Source organism: Halarchaeum salinum (assembly GCF_039520965.1).
GTDB classification, from domain to species: Archaea; Halobacteriota; Halobacteria; order Halobacteriales; family Halobacteriaceae; genus Halarchaeum; species Halarchaeum salinum.
Map to the genome: position 1 here is coordinate 1 of NZ_BAAABL010000083.1, position 13,994 is coordinate 13,994.

The 13,994-nt window shown below is 69.3% G+C and carries 17 protein-coding genes; 7 read left to right on the forward strand and 10 right to left on the reverse strand.

Annotated features, from left to right (window positions below):
• A partial coding sequence (locus tag ABDZ36_RS12955) for a zinc-binding dehydrogenase (protein ID WP_343749351.1) occupies positions 1-729 on the forward strand: 729 nt, incomplete at its 5' end.
• On the opposite strand, the gene ABDZ36_RS12960 is transcribed toward ABDZ36_RS12955, so the two are convergent.
• On the reverse strand, positions 719-1,351 hold the full coding sequence (locus ABDZ36_RS12960) for an alpha/beta hydrolase (RefSeq protein WP_343749352.1): 633 nt from the start codon (positions 1,349-1,351) through the stop codon (positions 719-721). The genes ABDZ36_RS12955 and ABDZ36_RS12960 overlap by 11 nt on opposite strands.
• 53 nt (positions 1,352-1,404) lie before the next feature.
• Here ABDZ36_RS12960 and ABDZ36_RS12965 point away from each other — a divergent pair, with 53 nt between their 5' ends.
• Genes ABDZ36_RS12965 through ABDZ36_RS12975 form a run of 3 tightly spaced genes read left to right on the forward strand, consistent with a single transcriptional unit; the run spans position 1,405 to position 3,860 of the window.
• Positions 1,405-2,253, forward strand: coding sequence for a PspA/IM30 family protein (locus ABDZ36_RS12965; protein WP_211313175.1), 849 nt, complete (start codon positions 1,405-1,407; stop codon positions 2,251-2,253).
• A 45-nt stretch (positions 2,254-2,298) separates the two neighbouring features.
• Positions 2,299-3,384, forward strand: a complete 1,086-nt coding sequence (locus tag ABDZ36_RS12970) for a DUF7972 family membrane protein (RefSeq protein ID WP_211313176.1) — start codon at positions 2,299-2,301, stop codon at positions 3,382-3,384.
• Between the two features lie 47 nt (positions 3,385-3,431).
• Positions 3,432-3,860 carry a universal stress protein gene (locus ABDZ36_RS12975; protein ID WP_211313177.1) on the forward strand — a complete coding sequence of 143 codons (429 nt, stop codon included), beginning with the start codon at positions 3,432-3,434 and terminating at the stop codon, positions 3,858-3,860.
• Here ABDZ36_RS12975 and ABDZ36_RS12980 read toward each other — a convergent pair.
• The 6 genes from ABDZ36_RS12980 to ABDZ36_RS13005 all read right to left on the reverse strand — a co-directional run bounded on the left by ABDZ36_RS12980 (position 3,857) and on the right by ABDZ36_RS13005 (position 9,969).
• Positions 3,857-4,333 (reverse strand): HPP family protein, encoded by a 477-nt coding sequence (locus ABDZ36_RS12980; protein ID WP_211313178.1) that lies wholly within the window; start codon positions 4,331-4,333, stop codon positions 3,857-3,859. The genes ABDZ36_RS12975 and ABDZ36_RS12980 overlap by 4 nt on opposite strands.
• Positions 4,334-4,419: 86 nt before the next feature.
• Positions 4,420-6,351 (reverse strand): threonine--tRNA ligase, encoded by a 1,932-nt coding sequence (gene thrS / locus ABDZ36_RS12985; protein ID WP_211313179.1) that lies wholly within the window; start codon positions 6,349-6,351, stop codon positions 4,420-4,422.
• A 224-nt stretch (positions 6,352-6,575) separates the two neighbouring features.
• The gene (locus ABDZ36_RS12990) at positions 6,576-7,619 is read right to left on the reverse strand and encodes a dipeptide epimerase (RefSeq protein ID WP_211313180.1); all 1,044 of its coding nucleotides are present in this window, start codon (positions 7,617-7,619) and stop codon (positions 6,576-6,578) included.
• Entirely contained in the window at positions 7,616-8,629 is a 1,014-nt protein-coding gene (locus ABDZ36_RS12995; RefSeq protein ID WP_211313181.1) for an N-acetyltransferase DgcN family protein, read from the reverse strand. Before ABDZ36_RS12995 ends, ABDZ36_RS12990 begins: the two co-directional genes overlap by 4 nt.
• Before the next feature lie 45 nt (positions 8,630-8,674).
• Positions 8,675-9,589 (reverse strand): Vms1/Ankzf1 family peptidyl-tRNA hydrolase, encoded by a 915-nt coding sequence (locus ABDZ36_RS13000; protein ID WP_211313182.1) that lies wholly within the window; start codon positions 9,587-9,589, stop codon positions 8,675-8,677.
• Between the two features lie 44 nt (positions 9,590-9,633).
• A complete protein-coding gene (locus ABDZ36_RS13005) occupies positions 9,634-9,969 on the reverse strand; it encodes a DUF5802 family protein (RefSeq protein WP_211313183.1) in 336 nt (111 codons plus the stop codon).
• Positions 9,970-10,065: 96 nt separating this feature from the next.
• On the opposite strand from ABDZ36_RS13005, the gene ABDZ36_RS13010 reads away from it, so the two are divergent.
• Entirely contained in the window at positions 10,066-10,770 is a 705-nt protein-coding gene (locus tag ABDZ36_RS13010) for an ArsR/SmtB family transcription factor (RefSeq protein WP_211313184.1), read from the forward strand.
• On the opposite strand, the gene ABDZ36_RS13015 is transcribed toward ABDZ36_RS13010, so the two are convergent.
• Complete coding sequence (locus ABDZ36_RS13015; RefSeq protein ID WP_211313185.1) at positions 10,754-11,218, reverse strand: hypothetical protein; 465 nt, start codon at positions 11,216-11,218, stop codon at positions 10,754-10,756. The genes ABDZ36_RS13010 and ABDZ36_RS13015 overlap by 17 nt on opposite strands.
• A 148-nt stretch (positions 11,219-11,366) precedes the next feature.
• Here ABDZ36_RS13015 and gatD point away from each other — a divergent pair, with 148 nt between their 5' ends.
• On the forward strand, positions 11,367-12,629 hold the full coding sequence (gatD, locus tag ABDZ36_RS13020; RefSeq protein ID WP_211313186.1) for a Glu-tRNA(Gln) amidotransferase subunit GatD: 1,263 nt from the start codon (positions 11,367-11,369) through the stop codon (positions 12,627-12,629).
• A gap of 6 nt (positions 12,630-12,635) precedes the next feature.
• Here gatD and ABDZ36_RS13025 read toward each other — a convergent pair whose 3' ends face one another.
• Entirely contained in the window at positions 12,636-13,235 is a 600-nt protein-coding gene (locus ABDZ36_RS13025; protein ID WP_211313187.1) for a methyltransferase family protein, read from the reverse strand.
• Between the two features lie 99 nt (positions 13,236-13,334).
• Between ABDZ36_RS13025 and ABDZ36_RS13030 the strand changes: the two genes are divergently transcribed.
• Positions 13,335-13,715: a DUF7522 family protein gene (locus ABDZ36_RS13030; RefSeq protein ID WP_211313188.1), complete on the forward strand. Its 381-nt coding sequence runs from the start codon at positions 13,335-13,337 to the stop codon at positions 13,713-13,715.
• Between the two features lie 10 nt (positions 13,716-13,725).
• Here ABDZ36_RS13030 and ABDZ36_RS13035 read toward each other — a convergent pair whose 3' ends face one another.
• A complete protein-coding gene (locus tag ABDZ36_RS13035; RefSeq protein WP_211313189.1) occupies positions 13,726-13,989 on the reverse strand; it encodes a ubiquitin-like small modifier protein 1 in 264 nt (87 codons plus the stop codon).
• Between the last annotated feature and the right edge of the window lie 5 nt (positions 13,990-13,994).

A 13,994-nucleotide genomic window follows, 5' to 3' on the forward strand; every position in this document is an offset into this window, starting at 1 on the left:
CGGCGTCCAAATCCCCTGAAATCAGCGATACAATCCGCAGAGGGCGTCGGCGTTCAACGGAGCAACTTCGACGGCGGCTACGCGGAGTACACCGTCGCGCCCCACGAGGCCGTCGCGAGCGTCCCGGACGACCTCGACGCCGCGGACGCCGCACCGCTCCTCTGTGCGGGGATCACGACGTTCAACGCGCTGCGGAACAGCGACGCGCGCCCCGGCGACCTCGTCGCCGTCCAAGGCGTCGGCGGTCTCGGCCACCTCGGTATCCAGTACGCCCACGAGGCCGGCTTCGAGGTCGTCGCGCTCTCCCGTGGCACCGACAAGAAAGAGCGCGCCCTCGACCTCGGTGCCGACCACTACGTCGACACGGAGGCGACGGCGGCCGCGGAGGAGCTCCAGAAACTCGGCGGCGCGAGCGTCGTGCTCGCCACCGCACCCTCCGCGCCCGCCATCGAGTCCGTCGTCGGCGGCCTCGATACCGACGGCGAAGTGATCGCAGTCGGGATCCCCGGCGAGCCGGTCGGCGTCCACGCGGGCGCGCTCGTCGGCGTCCGCGGCTCCGTCTCCGGGTGGGCCTCCGGTACCGCACGCGACTCGGAGGACACCCTCGAGTTCAGCGCGCTCCGGGACGTCACCCCGGAGATCGAGACGTTCGACCTCGGCGACGCACAGGACGCCTACGAGAAGATGCTCGCGAGCGAGGTCCGCTTCCGCGCCGTCCTCACGCCCTGAGTTCGGCGGCGAGGAATGACGCGATCGCGGCGGCGATTTCGTCCACATGGTCCGCAAAGCCGTGGTCGGCGTCGAGCGTCGTCACGGTCGCACCGTCTGGTTCAGCAGTTGCGCCGGCCGATTCAGCAGCCGCGACAACCGGCCACCAGTTCGCCGTCGTGTCCTGTGCACCGACGACGAGGCACAACGGCGCGTCGAGCGCCTCGACCGCTGGGACGACGTCGAGATCGTCGGCCTCGACGCCGGCGATCGGCGCGAGAAGTGCGACGGCGGCGGGGCACGGGTCGACGCCCGCGGCGGCGAGCGCGGCGATCGACGCGCCGAAGCTGTACCCGAACAGCCCGACGGTGTCGTAACGGTCTCGTATCCACCGAAGGGCGTTGCGCGCGTCCTCGCGCTCGCCGTAGCCGCGATCCCACCCGCCGTAGCCGAGTCGGAGGCAGGCGATCCCGCGCTCGCCGAGGGCATCGCTGACGGCGGCGAGTCGCGTGTCACGGCGATGGCCGCCGGACTGCGGGTGCGGGGGACACGCGACGACGCAGGCGTCGCTCCCCCCCGTGGACCCGTACAGCGTCCCGACGGCGCGCCGTGCGCCTGGCACGAGTACCGTCTCGCCGGTCACGCGTGGACGGACGCGGGTGAGGACTATTACCCTTCGGCCCACTACGTCGGGCCATGGGTCTACTCTCGCGCGCCTCCTACGTCGTCCGCTCGAAGGTCAACTCGCTCCTCAACCGAGCGGAGGACCCGACGGAGACGCTCGACTATTCGTACGAACAGATGCGCGACGAGCTGAAGGACGTCGAGCGGGGGCTCGCCGACCTCGTCGCACAGAAGAAGCGACTCGAAGTCCAGCGCGAGCGCCTCCAGGAGAACGTCGAGAAACACAACGAGCAGGCGCGCGAGGCGATGCGCCAGGATCGCGAGGACCTCGCGCGACGCGCCCTGGAGAAAAAGCAGGCAAAGCTGGAGAGCATCGAGGAGATGGAAGACCAGATTGCCTCCCTGGAGTCCACCCAGTCGGACTTAGAGGAGAAGAAGAGCCAGCTCCAAGAGCGCATCGAGCGCTTCCGCACGAAAAAGGAGACGATGAAGGCGCGCTACGAGGCCGCCGAAGCACAGAACCGCGTCTCGGAGGCGATGACGGGCGTCGGTGACGAGATGGCGGACATTGGGCGTGCCATCGAACGTGCCGAAGAGCGCACGGACGACATGGAGGCCCGCGCGGCCGCGATGGACGAGCTGACGGAGCGCGGCGTCTTCGAAGATCAGCTCAGTGACGAGGACGCCATCGACCGCGAGCTTTCGCAGGGCCGTTCGAACCGCGAGGTCGAGGCGGAGCTGGAGACGCTACGCGCGGAGAACGGGGGAGAGCAGGCGTCGAGCGGGGGCGAAACGAGCGCGTCGGTCGACGAGGCCGAGTCCGCCGTCGACGAGTCGGAGATCGACGAATCAGCCGTCGACGCCGAACTCGAGGAGCTCCGCGAGGAGGAAGACGCAGGGAAAGACGACTCGTCGACGTAGCGCCGGCCACGAGGGCTTTTCCCGTCGCCCGCCGTTGATCAGCACATGTCGGGTACCGACGACCGGCCGAGCAACACGATGCGCGAGCGCGTGCCAGAGAGCAGTCGGAAGTTCTGGGTCTTGCTCATCGCCGACCGGCGGCTCGTCGCGGGCGGGATCGTCGCGTCGGTGTTCCTCGCACTGGTCGTCCTCGGACAGCTCCATCCGGTCGGGACGCCGGAGTTGCTCACCAGTGAGGACCCGCTCGAAACGCTGTTTCAGGGGCTTCTCGGCTCGATAATCACGGGCGTTACGCTCGTGTTGACGCTGAGCCAGCTCGTCCTCTCCCAGGAGCAGGGGCCGGTGGGCGACCAGCGCGAGCGCATGGAGGGCGCGATGCGCTTCCGCGCAGACGTCGAGGACGTCATCGAGGAGCCAGTGAGCCCCGCCCAGCCGTCGGCGTTCCTCCGCTCGCTCGTGAAGCTCACGAAGCGCCGCGCGGAGGCCGTGCGGGAGTCCGTCGCGGATGTCGACGACGACGACCTCTCCGAACAGGTCGAGCGATTCGTCGAGAGCGTCGAGGAGAACGCCGGGACGGTCGCGGACAACCTCGAAGGGTCGCAGTTCGGCGAGTTCGATGTCGTGTTCTCCGCGCTCAATTACAACTACTCGTGGAAGCTCTACGCCGCTCGCCGTCTCCGCGCTGAGAACGAGGACGCGCTTTCCGAGCGCGCGCTGGACGCGCTCGACGAACTCGTGGACGCGCTGGAGCTCTTCGGGCCGGCACGCGAACACTTCAAGACGCTTTACTTCCAGTGGGCGCTCATCGACCTCTCGCGGACGATGCTCTACGCGTCGCTGCCGGCGCTGGTGACGGCGATCGCCGGCATCATCTACCTGGAGCCGACGCTCTTCCCGGGGACGGTGCTGGGCGTCAAGACGCTCATCGTCGTGGTGAGCGCGGCCGTCGCCGTCTCCCTCCTGCCGTTCGCGGTCCTCCTCGCGTACATCCTGCGGATCGTGACGGTGACGAAGCGGACGCTCTCCATCGGCCCGTTCATCCTCCGCGAGACGGACCGCTCGCGGAGCCTCGACTGGGGCGAGACCGAGGCGAAAAACGGCGAGCGTGCGGGCGTCGACGACGACGGCTAGTGCGTGCGAAAAGTTAACAACCGATGGCGAATAACACATGAACGACCATGTACGACACCGTGCTCGTGCCGACTGACGGGAGCGACGCCGCGGCGGACGGGGTCGCCCACGCGCTTGACCTCGCGGCGGAGCACGACGCCACCGTCCACGTCCTCTCGGTCGTCACGACCGGCGAGGGCGCGACGGCCGTCGGGAACCCCGGGGCGTTCGCCGCGGCGGTGCAGACGACGAGTGAGCGGACCACCGAGACGGTCGCCGAGGAGGCGCGCGAACGCGGCCTCGACGTCGAGCGCACCGTCGAGACGGGAACCCCCTCGCGCATCATCGTGGACTACGCGCGAACGCACGACATCGATGTCGTCGTGATGGGGACGCACGGGCGGACCGGGCTCGCACACGTACTCACCGGGAGCGTCACCGAGCGCGTCATCCGGAGTTCGGACGCCCCCGTGCTCGCTGTCCGCGCACGAGCCTAAGCCCGCACGCGGAGCGCGTCAAGCACGAGGAGCATCGCCACGCCGCCGAGGAAGACGAGGACATCGATCGCCCGCGCGGGGATGCCGAGCGCGAAGATGAGCACCGTCGCGTAGGCCGGCGCGTGACGCGCCTCGAAGACAGTCATCCCGAGCGTCGCCGCGACGACGGCGACCACCACCGCCACGATCTGGTGGAGGCCGACGACGGTGTGCGGGAGGAGCGTGATGCTCGCGAGGGGCCCGACGAAGACGCGTACCGCGACGGCGGCGACCAGCACGCCGACCGCCTGCCCGATCGCGACCTCCCGAGCGACAGCGCGCCACGACCGCTCGCGCGTCGCGAGCACGTACGCCGAGGGCCCGAGACTCGGGAGCAAGAACGGGAGCGTCGTCGCCCACGCGAGTAGTGCGAGCGGGCCGAGCAGCCAGGCCAGCGAGACGGAGAGTCCGATACCGAATCGGTCCGCGTCCATGATGCGCTATCGGCCGACGAAGTGCGTCCCTGCCGGCTCGCACCGCTCACCGACGAGGTATGCCCCCGCCGGCTTCACCGCGCCACTCATCTGCCGGCGAGGAACGTCGGTTCGAGGTGTTTCTGCGCGACCTCGCGTTCGAGGTGCTGGCGGAACTCGGGGCGAGAGACGTCGTTCGCCTCGCGTTCCATGCGGTCGCGGACGCTGATGACGTTCTCCGCCTCCTCGTCGCCGCCGACGATGACCATGTAGGGGACGCGGTCCTCGTGGGCCTGCTGGATCTTCTTCCCGATCGTCCACGAGCGATCCTCGACCTCGACGCGATAGTCGTCAAGTTCAGCCTCGATCTCGCGGGCATAGTCGAGGTTGTCGTCGCTGATCGGCAGGACGCGCACCTGCTCGGGAGCGAGCCACGTCGGGAACTTCCCGTCGAAGTGCTCGATCATCACGCCCATGAAGCGCTCGAAGCTCCCGAGGAGGGCGCGGTGGATCATCACCGGGTGGTGCTCCTCGTTGTCCTCGCCGACGTAGGTGAGATCGAGGTTCCGCGGGATGTTGAAGTCGACCTGCACGGTGCCGATTGTCCACTCGCGCCCGAGGGCGTCGCGGGCGTTGATCCCGATCTTCGGGCCGTAGAAGGCCGCCTCTCCCTCCTCGACGTCGTAGTCGAGGTCCTCCTCGCGCATGGCGTCGATGAGCGCGTCGGTCGCCTGGTTCCAGATGTCCTTCGATCCCATCGCGCCCTCGCCGCGCGTCTCCAGTTTGTAGAGGACGTCGAGCCCGAAGTGGCCGTAGATCTCCTCGATGGCCTGGAGGATGTCGAGGATTTCGCCCTGAATCTGGTCGGGGCGGACGAACGCGTGGCCGTCATCCTGCGTCATCCCGCGCACGCGGAGGAGCCCGGAGAGCTCCCCACTCTGCTCGTTGCGGTAGACGTTCCCGAACTCGGAGAAGCGAAGCGGGAGGTCCCGGTAGGAGTGGGTATCCGAGTCGTAGATGTGTGCGTGGTTCGCGCAGTTCATCGGCTTCAGGCCGTACTCGGTGTCGTCCTGCTCCCACGCGAACATCTCGCCGTTCTCGGTGAACGTCTCGTAGTGGCCGGTGGGCTTCCAGAGGTCCGTCTTGTTCAGTTCGGGCGTGCGAACCTCATCGAAGCCGAGATCGTCGTTCTTCTCGCGAACGTACTCCTCGAGTTCGCGCCGGATCGCCATCCCGTTCGGGTGGTAGTGGACGCAGCCCGGCGAATGCTCGGGGATGCTGAAGAGGTCGAGTTCGCGCGCGAGCTTGCGGTGATCGCGCTCCTCGGCCGCCGCGAGCATCGCGAGGTGGTCGTCGAGGTCCTCCTGGGTCTCGAAGGCCGTGCCGTAGACGCGCGTGAGAGTCTCGTTCTCCTCGTCGCCGCGCCAGTAGGAGGCGGAGATCTCCAGCAGCTCGAAGCCGCCGATCTCGCCCGTGGACGCGACGTGCGGGCCCTTACAGAGGTCCTGAAACTCGCCCTGTCGGTAGAAGGTGACCGGGTCCTCGCCCGCGGCCTCCTCCTTGAGGATCTCGCGTTTGAACGGGTTGTCGTCGTAGTATTCGAGGGCGTCCTCGCGGTCCATCGTGACGCGCTCGACGTCGAGGTCCTCCTCGATGATGGCCTCGGCTTCACTCTGGATCTCGTCGAGGTCGTCCTCGTCGAGGTCGACACCGTGGATGTCGTAGTAGAACCCCTCGTCCGTGTACGGGCCGATAGTGAGACTGACCTCGGGGTAGAGCCGTTGGAGCGCCTGTGCGAAGACGTGTGCGGCAGTGTGACGGAGGACGTCGAGATACTCCTCGGAGGAGTCCGTCACGATCTCGATTCGGCAGTCCTCGGTGAGGGGGTCGTCCTTCGAGACGAGTTCCCCGTCGACGACGCCGGCAACCGTGTCGCGGCCGAGGCCCTCGCCGATGCGATACGCGACGTCCTCGACCGTCTCCCCGGCCTCCGCGTCGAGTTCGGAGCCGTCGGGGAGCGTGACCGTGATCTCGCTCATGGGCCGTGATACGGCCAACGCCCCACATAAGCGTGTCCGTCCGGCGGCATCCTCGAAGCGAGAGCACCCCGACGGCGGGTTGAAACGGGATAGCGCACCCACCCGGACGCATGACCTGACCCTGCCGCCCGTCGGCGGCCACCGCGAAACGGTGGCGCGGTCGCCGGCGGGGACGGTGCGCGCCACCCGTTCGCCACAGGTGCCACACGCGGCCAGCAGCACGCTCACTCGGCCAGTCGCACGCCCGTCCCTGACCGCTCGATGGCGTCGAGGTCGATCTCGCCCTTGGGCATCGGGACTCCGGTGTACGGGTCCTCGGTGAGGAGAAGCGACCCGTCGAGGTCCGCGTAGTCGACGAGCGGCGCGAGGTGCGCGGCGGCCGCGATGGCGGCGTTCGTCGACACCATACAGCCGAGCATCACGTCCAGCCCGCCCGCGCGGGCGGCATGGATCAGCTTCCGGGCCTCGCTCGGCCCGCCACACTTCATCAGCTTCACGTTCGCGATGTCCGCGATCTCGGCCACCTCGGACACGTCGGCGAGCGTCACGCACGACTCGTCGGCGGCGACCGGGAGCGCGCCGTACTCGCGGACGAAGCGCATCCCGTCCGGGTTCGCCGCGGGGACCGGCTGCTCGACGAACTCGACATCGAAGTCGGCGAGCCACTCGGTGTTCGTGACGGCCTCACGGGGCGTCCACGCTTCGTTCGCGTCCACGCGGAGCGTCGCGTCCGGCGCGGCCTCGCGGACCGCCGCGACGATCTCGCGGTCGCGCGACGTTCCGAGTTTCACCTTCAGGGTCCCGTAGCCCGCATCGATTGCCTCCCGGGTCTTCGCGCGCATCCGGTCGATGTTGTCGAGGCCGATCGTGAACGACGTCTCGGGCGCGCTCGCGGGGTCGAGCCCCCAGTAGCGAAAGAGCGGGAGCCCGGCGCGTGTCGCAGCGAGGTCACAGCAGGCGATATCGACGGCGGCACGCGCGGCCGGGTTGGCGCGGACAACCTCGTCCATCGCTGCCGCGATACGCTGGTGGTTGGCCGGATCGCCGATGCGCTCAACGGCGGCGAGCAGATCGGGGAGGACAGCCTCGACCGTCGCGACCGTCTCGCCGTAGTGCGCCGAGGGCGAGGCCGCGCCGATGCCCGTCGTGCCGTCGTCGTCGGTGACGCGGACGACGACGTTCTCGGCGGTCGCCGAGGAGCCCCGCGAGATACCGAACTCGTGTTCGAGCGGGAGGGAGAGGCGCTCGAACTCGGTGTCGAGGCTCACAGTACCGCGTCGAGGATGGCGTCGGGCCCCTGCCGGATCGGGTCGGCGGCGGGCAGACCGAGCGCGTCGGCGTACTCCTCGACGGCCGCGTCGGCGGCGGCGTCGTCGTCGACGGTGCGGGTGTTCAGCGCGCCGGCGACGACCTCGCTCCCGCCGACGGGCGCGGCCAGCGACTCGTGGAGGGCGACGAAGTCCGAGATGGTGGGGAGGGCCTGACTGAAGCCGTGGAAGCGCTCGCGGTCGGTCGCGTGGCAGAGCACGAGTTCGTCCGCCATCGAGCCGTGGAGGATGGCCGTCGAGACGCCCGAGTAGGCGGGGTGGGCGATGCTCGCCTGCCCCTCGACGAAGAGGTAGTCGTGGTCGTTGCCGCGCTCCAGAATCAACTCCTCGACCGCACCGGCGGCGAAGTCGGAGACGACGCGGTCGATGGGGTAGCCCCACCCCTCGGCCATGATGCCGGTCTGGCCCGTGGGGACCACGGCAGCGTCGACGCCGCGCTCGCGGGCGGCCGCGACGAGCTCGAACGTCGTCGTCATCTTCCCGACGCTGCAGTCGGTCCCGACGGTGGCGATCACGGTCGCGTCGACGCTGTCGGCGACGCCGTCCGCGACGCCGAGGTCGGTCGGCGGCCGGCGGACGTCCCAGAGCTCGCAGCCGTGTTCCTCGGCGAGGGTGCGGAACTCGCTGTCGTCTTCGAGGAAGTAGTGGAGCCCGGAGATGACGTCGCAGCCGCGTTCGAGGGCGGCGCGGACGTCGGGTCGCCACGACTCGTCGAAGCCGCCGCCGATGGGCGAGATGCCGATGAGGAGGGCGTCGAGCGGTTCGTTGAGTTCGCTGAGCGACGCGACGATGGGCGCGTCCGGGAGGGAGGCGTCGCAGTCGGCGACGCGCTCGCCGTCGCGGTCGCGGTCGAGCACGGCGACGACGTCGTGCGTCCCGTAGCGGAGGACGCCGGTCGCCGTCTTCGCACCGTCCGGGAACTTCTCGTGCGCGAGAATGGCGATACGCATACGGTATCGGTGGTAGGAGAACGATTTAACGGTTACCAGACGGGGTTACAGGGAGTGATAGGGGACGCTCCAGAAGTCCCGCGCGGCGGCACCGAGGGCCTCACGGGGGTCGCCGCTCGCGTCCGAGGGCGCGCGGGCGTCGGCGTCGAACTCCCCGAGGAGCGTCGTCTGGCCGGTGACGTAGCAGGCGTCGTAGCCGTATTCGTCGTCGAGGGCGGCGAGGGCGTCCCGGGCGTCGTCGAGGTGCTCGTCGATCTGGCTCTCGCGGCGGCGCTCGAAGCGCGACTGGGAGAAGCCGCCCTTCGAGTGTTTGGCCTTCACGTCGCTCTCGAAGCCCTCGGCGTGGACGCGTTCGACGGCGTCGCCGGTCGCGTCGTAGACCCCGACGGCGAACAGGTCGGCGCGGACGAGCGCGAGGGCGTACCGACCCGTGGGAACGAACCACGACCGGTCGAGGCGGAAAGCGTCGCCCCACTCGCAGAAGGCGTCGGGGGCGAGCGGCGGGGCGAGCGTCGCGGCGACGAGCGAGGCGTCGTCGACACAAACGATGCAGGGTGCAGCGCGTTCGACGAGTGGGGCGCGCTCGCCGAGGACGTCACTCACCGGCTTGGGAATGTCGTGTTCGTCGGGCACCATCGCAGTGAGCGCGCCTTCGGGGTCGGTTTCGATGCCCGCGAGCCGGCCGAGCACGTCGTCGAGGCGCGCGCCGCGGAGTGCCTCGCCCGCGCGGTAGTCGGCGCTCGCGCCGTTGCCGGATTCGGCACGCTCGACGCGGTCCTCCAGTTCGGTAATGCGGTCCTCCAGTCGGTTGATCGTCTCCTCGGCCTCGTTGCGCGCGGCGACGGCCTCGCGGCGGCGCTCGTTCTCCGCGTCCAGTTGCGCCCGGAGGGAGTCGGTCTCGTCCTCCAGTTCGGCGATCCGCTCCTTCAGGGAGGCCCGACCGAGGAGTCGATCCAGCATGCTCCGAACCGGGGACGGACGGCGCTTATGGGTTCCGGCCTGGGTTACACCGCACCGACCTCGAAGAGCCGCCGGGCGTGGTCGGGACGGGCGAGCAGCACCTCGGCGAGCGCGGGCGGATTGTCGACGCCGGCGTCCTCGAGCGTCTCGCGCGGGACGACGAGGGTGTCCGCGGGGACGTCCGCGTCGCCCTCGACGCGATAGTGTCGGGTACCGACCTTCATGACGAGCGGATAGTCGGTGCGCGCGAGCCCCTCGCCCGCGTACACCTGCTCGTTGACGCGTTCGTGTTGGCGGCGCTGGAGCGCGGCCGTGCCGTCGTCGGACGGTTCGACGTAGAGCCGTCCGAGGTAGTAGCCGGTCGAGAACACCTCGAACATGTGTGTTATACTCTCTCACGATAGCTGAAAAAGCCATCGGCGAGACGGCCCACTGCGCTACCCTTTTGAGCGCGTGGCGACAACTATGAGCGTCGCATGGACTCCGGGGCACTATTAGACCTCCTCGGCAACGAGAACAGGCGTCGCATCCTGCGCTTACTCGCGCGCAAGCCCTGCTACGTCACCGAGATCAGCGAATACCTCGGGGTCTCCCCGAAAGCCGTCATCGACCACCTCCGTCGCCTCGAGGAGGCGGGGCTCGTCGAGAGCCGGACGGACGAGAAACGCCGCAAATATTTCAACATCGCGCGGAACCTCCGGCTCGAAGTCACCGTCTCGCGCCACGGCTTCGGCGCGAAATCGGCCTACCCGGCGAGCCGCGACCTCGATCTGACGCGGTGTCACCACCTCTCAATCGACGGCGTGACAGCCGGCAACACCGACGTCGATGCCGACGTGGACGGCGATGGCGACCCGGAGGCGGCCGTCGCGTCGCTCGCCGACGACCTCGCGGAATTGGAGAACTTGGAGCGCGAGCTCTCGCTCGCACAGCGCTGGGTCCAGGGCCGCCTCGCGGACGTCCGGGACGACCTCGCGGAGACGATCGAGGCCGACGACCACGAGGGTCTCTACGCGGAGGTCGTCGCGGCCGTCGCGGACGGCGCGGATGGCATCGAGACGCTCTCACGGCGCGTCGACGCGCCCGCCGACGTCGTCGAGCACGCGCTCAACGACCTCCACGATCGGGGCATCCTCGAACCCGACGACGAGGGTGGCTGGAGCGTCACAGGCTCCGCGTGACCCCGTCGCGCAGGTCGCGCCCGAAGTAGTAGCCGGCCGTTCCGACGAGTGCACCGAACACACCGACGCCGAGCGCGAGCGCTGCGCCGGAACGCGCGAGGAAGTCGACGGTGATCGGGAGGAACGCCGACGTGAGTAGGCCGAGAAGAACGGTGCAGACCGATGCGAGCGCTGCGGCGAGTGCGACTTCGACGTAGGATCGACGAGCAACGACGACGCCGAGCGCGAACGTGGCAACGGCGAGACCGACGAAGCGCGTCAGCGACCCGACGAACGGGACGCGGCCACCGACGAACAGGCCCACAGCGGCGACGACGAGCGCGAGCAAGAAGACACGGGGCGAAAAGAGCCGCCCGACACGCGCGCGAAGGCCGCCGGCCCGGTCGCTCGCGCCGCCGGTTCGGTCCGCGCCCGCTCCCACCTCCCCGAACGCGTCGTCGCGAGACATACGCGTCCGTGCGTGGGCGGGGCGTATGGTTCTTGCCCCGACGGCATCGATGGTGGAGCCACAGGCCGCGCTGGTCGACGCTCGGTGCGCTTCGTTCGTCCGCCGTCGAACGGATGGTTTCAAGGTCGACGGCGCGCGATTCTCCCCCATGCACTCAGGGGACCGCGTCCGCGTCGAGCGCGACGGACAGGTGAACGAGGGCGTGCTCCTGCCCTCCTCGACGCCGGAGCACCTCGTCGTGAAGTTGGAGAGCGGCTACAACGTCGGCATCGAGCGCGAAGACGCCGACGTCGAGGTACTCGAATCGGACGTCTACGCCATCGACGGGAACGCCGGCGAGAACGAGGGTGAGGCGTCCGAGGTCGCCTTCGACGAGGACCTACCCACGATCGCGCTCATCAGCACCGGCGGGACGATCGCCTCCACGGTCGACTACCGCACGGGCGCGGTGACAGCGCAGTTCGACGCCGAGGACGTCCTCCGCGCCGTCCCGGACCTCGCGGGGCGCGCGAACTATCGTGGACGAGTCGTCGCGAACATTCTCTCCGAGAACATGGACCCCTCGATCTGGCGCGAACTCGCCGAAGCCGTCCGCGAGGAGATCGCGAACGGCGCGGACGGCGTCGTCGTGATGCATGGGACGGACACGATGCAGTATTCGGCCTCCGTCCTCTCCTTCATGCTCGACACGCCAGTCCCGGTCGTCTTCACGGGTAGCCAGCGGTCGGCGGACCGGCCCTCCTCGGACAACGTGATGAACGCTGTCTGCGCGGTCGAGGCCGCGAAGTCGGACATCGCCGAGGTGATGGTCTGCATGCACGCAAGCCAGTCCGACGACCGGTGTGCGCTCCACCGCGGGACGCGCGTCCGGAAGGCCCACACGTCCCGGCGCGACGCCTTCGAGACCGTCGGCGGGTCGCCGATCGGCCACGTCGACTACGACGACGAGACGGTCAGCTACGACGAGGCGGCTGACCTCGCGGCGCGCGGCGAGGCGAACCTCGCGCTCGAACCGGCGCTCGAACCGGACGTCGAGCTCGTGACGTTCACGCCCGGCATGGATCCGTCGTTCCTCGAAATGTTGGAGGGCCGTGCCGGCGTCGTCATCGAGGGGACGGGCCTCGGTCATGTGAATTCGGACCTCGTGGACGTGATCGACGACCTCACGGCCGCCGGGACGACGGTCGTGATGACCTCGCAGTGTCTCGGCGGCCGGGTCTGCGATCGGGTGTACGACACCGGGCGCGACCTGCTCGACGCGGGCGTCATCGAGGGCGAGGACCTCCTGCCGGGGACGGCGAAGACGAAGCTGATGTGGGCGCTCGCCAACACCGACTCCCCCGCGGAGGCGATGCGGACGCCGCTCGCGGGCGAGCTGAGCGAGCGCTCGGTGCCCGAGCCGGCGCGGTAGGGGTACTCAGTAGACGTATGGCACGAGGCGGTACGACGTTCGTTCCGCGTACGCCGCGTACGCGTCGCCGAGCGTCGCACGCAGCGCGCGTTCTTCGATTCGAATCCGGTAGCCGTAGCCGACGGCGACGCCCACGCAGACGGCGAGGAGGCTCAGCCAGTTCGTGAGTGCGAGCGCGATGCCGAGAAACATCAATATCCCGCCCGTGTAGGAGGGGTGACGAACCCACCGGTAGGGGCCGACTTCGACGACCGACTGGTCGCGTTCGACGTGCACGGTGCCGTGGAAGGCGTCGGCGAGCGCCCGGATCGCGTACCACCGGAGCGCCGCGCCGACGAGCGTCACGCCGAGGCCGCAGACGAAGACGGCGGTACGGGCGGGCCGGATCGTCGCCGCGGGGACGCCGACGGCGAGGAGGACGGCGAGCCCGTAGCTCCCGGCGTTGCAGGCGGCGATGACGTACTTCGAGCCCGCGTCCCGGACGGCGTCGGGATCCGGGTCGTCCTCGCGGAGCGTCCGCACGAGATCGGGGCCGAACGCGACGGCGTAGACGGTCCAGAAGGCGAGGGCGGCCGGCCCGGAGACGAGCGGGTACGGGGTGACCACACCCGGTTTCGAGACGGCACGCGCAAAACCGTTCGGGTGTGCGCGACGCCGTCGCCACGGGCACAAGCGCCATCCGTGCGTTCCGCGTACCGGTCGCGCATGAGCGAACGCGAGCCGACGACGGCGCTCGTCGAACGCCTCCGGGAGGCGTACGGTGATGGGCTTCGGGCGGTGGCGACCTACGACCGGGAGGGATACACCGTCCACTATCGGGACGCGGCCGTCACGGCGGCGTACGACGATCCGGATCTCGACGCGATCTACGAGGACGTCGTACTCGGCGACATCAATCGGGGGTTTCAGGAGACGCTGTTCGACGACCTCGGCGACGTCGAGGGAAAACTCAGGCTCTTCGCGGACGGGACGGTCGCGCACTTCTGGCCGCGCTCGGACGACGCGGGGGTGTTCGTAGCGTTCGACGGGAGCGTGGACGTCGCCGTGCGCACGCTGCACGGCATCGTCGGCGAACACTACGGGTGACGCGTAGCGTCTAGCCGCCGCTGACGGGCGGGAAGAGCGCGAGTTCGTCGTCGGGCGCGGCGTCGTCGGCGAGCGACGCGTCCCGGCCGTTGCGGAGGAGGTTGACGTGGTCGTAGAGCGTCCCGTCGTCGTCGAGGACGCGCTCGCGCAGCGCCGGCCGGTCGGCGAGGAGGGCGTCGAGGGCGTCAGCGACCGTCGCATCCGCGGAAACGGACACCGCGATGTGGTCGTCGTCGGCGACCTCCGCGAGGTCCGCGAACAGCTTCCACTCCATACGCG

What these genes read in the sequence shown, in the direction of transcription:
- ABDZ36_RS12980 (WP_211313178.1), bottom strand. Translation starts at nt 4,333, where the DNA reads ATGGACGCGGACCGATTCGGTATCGGACTCTCCGTCTCGCTGGCCTGG.
- ABDZ36_RS12965 (WP_211313175.1), top strand. Translation starts at nt 1,405, where the DNA reads ATGGGTCTACTCTCGCGCGCCTCCTACGTCGTCCGCTCGAAGGTCAAC.
- ABDZ36_RS13035 (WP_211313189.1), bottom strand. Translation starts at nt 13,989, where the DNA reads ATGGAGTGGAAGCTGTTCGCGGACCTCGCGGAGGTCGCCGACGACGAC.
- ABDZ36_RS12970 (WP_211313176.1), top strand. Translation starts at nt 2,299, where the DNA reads ATGTCGGGTACCGACGACCGGCCGAGCAACACGATGCGCGAGCGCGTG.
- ABDZ36_RS12975 (WP_211313177.1), top strand. Translation starts at nt 3,432, where the DNA reads ATGTACGACACCGTGCTCGTGCCGACTGACGGGAGCGACGCCGCGGCG.
- gatD (WP_211313186.1), top strand. Translation starts at nt 11,367, where the DNA reads ATGCACTCAGGGGACCGCGTCCGCGTCGAGCGCGACGGACAGGTGAAC.
- thrS (WP_211313179.1), bottom strand. Translation starts at nt 6,351, where the DNA reads ATGAGCGAGATCACGGTCACGCTCCCCGACGGCTCCGAACTCGACGCG.
- ABDZ36_RS13005 (WP_211313183.1), bottom strand. Translation starts at nt 9,969, where the DNA reads ATGTTCGAGGTGTTCTCGACCGGCTACTACCTCGGACGGCTCTACGTC.
- ABDZ36_RS13030 (WP_211313188.1), top strand. Translation starts at nt 13,335, where the DNA reads ATGAGCGAACGCGAGCCGACGACGGCGCTCGTCGAACGCCTCCGGGAG.
- ABDZ36_RS12995 (WP_211313181.1), bottom strand. Translation starts at nt 8,629, where the DNA reads ATGCGTATCGCCATTCTCGCGCACGAGAAGTTCCCGGACGGTGCGAAG.
- ABDZ36_RS13015 (WP_211313185.1), bottom strand. Translation starts at nt 11,218, where the DNA reads ATGTCTCGCGACGACGCGTTCGGGGAGGTGGGAGCGGGCGCGGACCGA.
- ABDZ36_RS13000 (WP_211313182.1), bottom strand. Translation starts at nt 9,589, where the DNA reads ATGCTGGATCGACTCCTCGGTCGGGCCTCCCTGAAGGAGCGGATCGCC.
- ABDZ36_RS13010 (WP_211313184.1), top strand. Translation starts at nt 10,066, where the DNA reads ATGGACTCCGGGGCACTATTAGACCTCCTCGGCAACGAGAACAGGCGT.